5 protein-coding genes are annotated in these 3,609 nt (G+C 30.3%); 1 reads left to right on the forward strand and 4 read right to left on the reverse strand.

Annotated elements, in window-relative coordinates; genetic code table 11:
• Positions 1 to 283: hypothetical protein (locus JJD95_RS19950; protein ID WP_291645243.1), on the forward strand; the 283-nt coding region annotated here is incomplete at its 5' end.
• Here the strand turns inward: JJD95_RS19950 and JJD95_RS19955 are convergent.
• The 4 genes from JJD95_RS19955 to JJD95_RS19970 all read right to left on the reverse strand — a co-directional run.
• On the reverse strand, positions 280 to 1,293 hold the full coding sequence (locus tag JJD95_RS19955; protein WP_291645245.1) for an ABC transporter substrate-binding protein: 1,014 nt from the start codon (positions 1,291 to 1,293) through the stop codon (positions 280 to 282). The two genes, JJD95_RS19950 and JJD95_RS19955, sit on opposite strands and share 4 nt — an antisense overlap.
• Before the next feature lie 235 nt (positions 1,294 to 1,528).
• A complete protein-coding gene (locus JJD95_RS19960) occupies positions 1,529 to 2,536 on the reverse strand; it encodes a LacI family DNA-binding transcriptional regulator (RefSeq protein WP_291645247.1) in 1,008 nt (335 codons plus the stop codon).
• Between the two features lie 343 nt (positions 2,537 to 2,879).
• Positions 2,880 to 3,257: a transposase gene (locus JJD95_RS19965; protein WP_291645249.1), complete on the reverse strand. Its 378-nt coding sequence runs from the start codon at positions 3,255 to 3,257 to the stop codon at positions 2,880 to 2,882.
• A partial coding sequence (locus JJD95_RS19970) for a hypothetical protein (protein ID WP_291645251.1) occupies positions 3,221 to 3,609 on the reverse strand: 389 nt, incomplete at its 5' end. The genes JJD95_RS19965 and JJD95_RS19970, both read right to left, overlap by 37 nt.

A 3,609-nucleotide genomic window follows, 5' to 3' on the forward strand; every position in this document is an offset into this window, starting at 1 on the left:
AAGTATGGGTATATATATGATTTGGGGACGTATTAAAAGAATTTTTACAAGTGAATTTCCAAGTGAAGTGAATGAAGATAGCATACCATTTCAACCACAAGAACGTGATAAAACGATAATGTTTAAATGTAAGAAATGTGGATTTGAAGAAAAAGTACCTGACTTTGTTGCGTTTGAATGTTATACGCCAGAAGAATTTGACAAAAAGAGCGGTAGTCCTATTGTTTTATGTATAGAATGTGGTTCAGATATGATAATTAAGAGGTGCTGCTACACTATTTAGTGGAGCATCACTTTAATACTCGACCGTAGGGAGATTTTGTTCTTGTCACTTGCTTTACTAACTGCTAAACGCCAATCTGGTGAAGTTATTGCAGTAAGTTTACCTGAATCATCAACCGGAATTGCTGCGAATCCAATATCATCTTTATTTGTAGCACCTAATTGCATTTGTGGAATTGCCCAAGTGCCTAAAAACATCATAGCAACTTTACCTTGACCAAGGTCAGTTTTAGACTGTTCCCAATTTGTTGTAGTAAGATCAGGTTCTACCCATCCACTGCTTACAAATTTGTAAAGAACATTTAGTACTTTACCATTTGGCTTATCAGCAGCGAAAGGAGCTGTCTCTTTATAAATTGTATTATAATAACTTCCATCTCCTGCCATAGGAAGTGCCATATAGTCCCACTCCTGTAATGGCCATTTATCTTTAAAATTAGTAGCTAGTGGTACAATTCCTACTGCCTTTAGCTTTGCAGATGCCTCGTATAAACCAGTTAAAGTTGTTGGAAATTTATCTATACCAGCTTTCTTAAATGCTGCTTTATTATAAACTACTCCACTAGCACCCATTCCATAACTTAATCCATATGTAGTAAATGACCCATCTGAATTTTTAACCGCTTTATCATCTGTGTAATTATAACCTTTTAATTTATCATCTGTATTTTTCCCTAATGGCTCAAAGAACTGTGGAAGATCTGCATTTGCAATACCATTTGGTATTAAAAGTACGTCACCATAGTTTTTTGAATTTAATCTTACTTTTACATCTCCATCATAATCGGTAATACCTTCCCATTTAATAGTTACTCCTGTTTTTGTTTTATAATCATCACCAAATTTTTTCAAATCTGTACTCACAATATCTGTTCTATTTGTTAATACTGTCAAGGTTACATCTTTTTTAGCATCTTTTGTACCATCAGTTGAACTTGTTGACTTGCCACACCCAACTAATACAGAAGCTGTCATTGTTGCCAGTAAAACTAAACTCATAATTTTTTTCATCTTTATACCCCCTAAATATATTCTGTAACGTTATTATTGCGTTACAAATTAATTATAAGTCAACGTTTACATAATGTCAACTAAATTTTATTGGTTTTTATTTTTATATATCGCTTATAAAACCCATTGTTTTAGGGCTTTACCAAGCTTTTATTTATAATCGATAAGTTACTTTACAATATATTTTTTTACGAAATTATAGCTCAAGTTTTTTAACTTGAGATAATAAATTTTTTTATATTATATTTTTTGTAGAATCCCTCATAATAAGTTTACCTTTAATCATCACTCTTCCATATTGAGTTTTAATATCATTAATTTTTTTTGATATCATTTTGATTGCGACCCTTGCCATCTCATCCAGATCAACTCTTACAGTTGAAATATTGGGACTAGATTGCATCGCATGTGTTGAATCATCAAATCCTACCACTGAATAATCCTCCGGTACCTTATATCCTAAACTTTTAAGTTTTTTTATAAGTATCAATGCAGTTTTATCACAGTTACATACAAATGCCGTTGGCATCTCCTCTGGAAGTGAAATATCAAGCCAAACGTTATCGTCAGTTCTATCGTTAACAATCCAGCTGCTCTTAAATGGTAATTTGTATTCTAATATAGACTTATAATAACCCAAAAACCTGTCTTGAATACTACTAGTTAAATTCAAATTCCCAACAAAAGCTATTTTTTTATGACCTTTTTCAATGAGATCATTTGTAATCTCATATGTTCCAAAAAAATTATCTGTATTAACGCTATCTACATCAACTTTATCATAATAAAAATCTAAAAGAACTAACGGAATATTAAGTTTTACTATCTTCTTAACATATTCCTTTGAGAGTTGTCCAAGCACAAGTACTCCATCAACCTTTCTATCCTCTAGCATTGTAGGAATCATAAGATCTTTTTCATTATTAAAATCTAATATATTAAACATACACGTAAAATGTGATCTTTCTAGGTAACTAGAAAGTAGTCTATATAATTCTATGTAAAAATAATCTTCTTGCCCGAAATATCGTTCTGCTGAAATAATACCTATGCAACGAGTAACGTCATTCATTTCTGACTTGCCACCAGAGTTAAAAACATATCCTATTTCAGAAGCTGCCCTCTTTATTCTTTCTTTCATTTGCTCACTAATATCCTTATTACCTCTTAACGCCTTAGAAACGGTAACCTTTGAAACTCCAACTTTATTCGCAACATCTTGCATTGTAACTTTTTTAGCCATAGTATTTTTGCTCCTTATACAATAGGTTTTATCTTTTAAATAATTTTTAACATAAGTATATGTTGTATAACTTACTATCTACTATTATATTCTTTTTACTTAACAAATCAAGACATTTTTATATTATTACTTTACAAATTAATTTAAATACTTGTAAATTACATATTAATTCTCACTTTACAAGGTACTTTACTTAATACTCACTTATTTATTCTTATTACATTAATATTATAAGTTAATTGCTACATATTAGATAATATTTAATTAAGTATACATTTCATATTATTTATCACAAAAATTAGTTAGGAATTAATATTCTGATTAGACCACAAAAACTTATGTTTTATCCGTTAGGATACTGATTGATTCCAAACTTTAACTTGTTACACTTGAATATATTGTAAAACAATAGGAAATAATCAATAAAAAATTTAATTAAGGCGTCAGCCGTGTTTTTGAGAATGTTAACTAGTAGCTTTTTAAAATTATATGCTGCAATTTTAAATCCAACCCATAATTTTGAGCGCAGTAGTCCTCGGATAGGCATATTGTCAATTTTATATCTTCGCCTAAGTACAGACGGTATACCCTCAACACCTGCTCTTTGATTAATAATCTCGATATATTCTGATTGAGACATTTTTTCTCTTTGTAGATCAGTATTTCGTCTTTTCTTGCTAACACTTATGGTATTGAATTTTTTTGTGTCTTTATTGGACATTTATCCTTTTGAAGACATTTTTCACAAGTATGTTTGCTGAATTTTGCCGTATAGGAGTTAGATTTATAATATGACTCTTCAGGTTCAGCTCCGTTAGGACAACTAATTATTATGTTTTTTTCTTTATCCACAGCAAATTTACCGTAATCTAGTTTATCTGTGGATGGTTTTCTTCCAACTAATTCACCTGGTATTAACTCAATATTTTGCTTGAGTGCTTCTTCTGCTTTTTCTTGTTCATAATAAGCGCCATCTGTAATCATTTGAATATTTTCATCAGCCTTCTTCTTTTCAGAAATAGTCTTTATAACATCATCTGAAAATTTAGAATCGCTGTAGATATTAGGCTTAA

It is taken from the genome of Clostridium sp., assembly GCF_016650035.1.
Classification (GTDB): Bacteria; Bacillota; Clostridia; order Clostridiales; family Clostridiaceae; genus Clostridium_AD.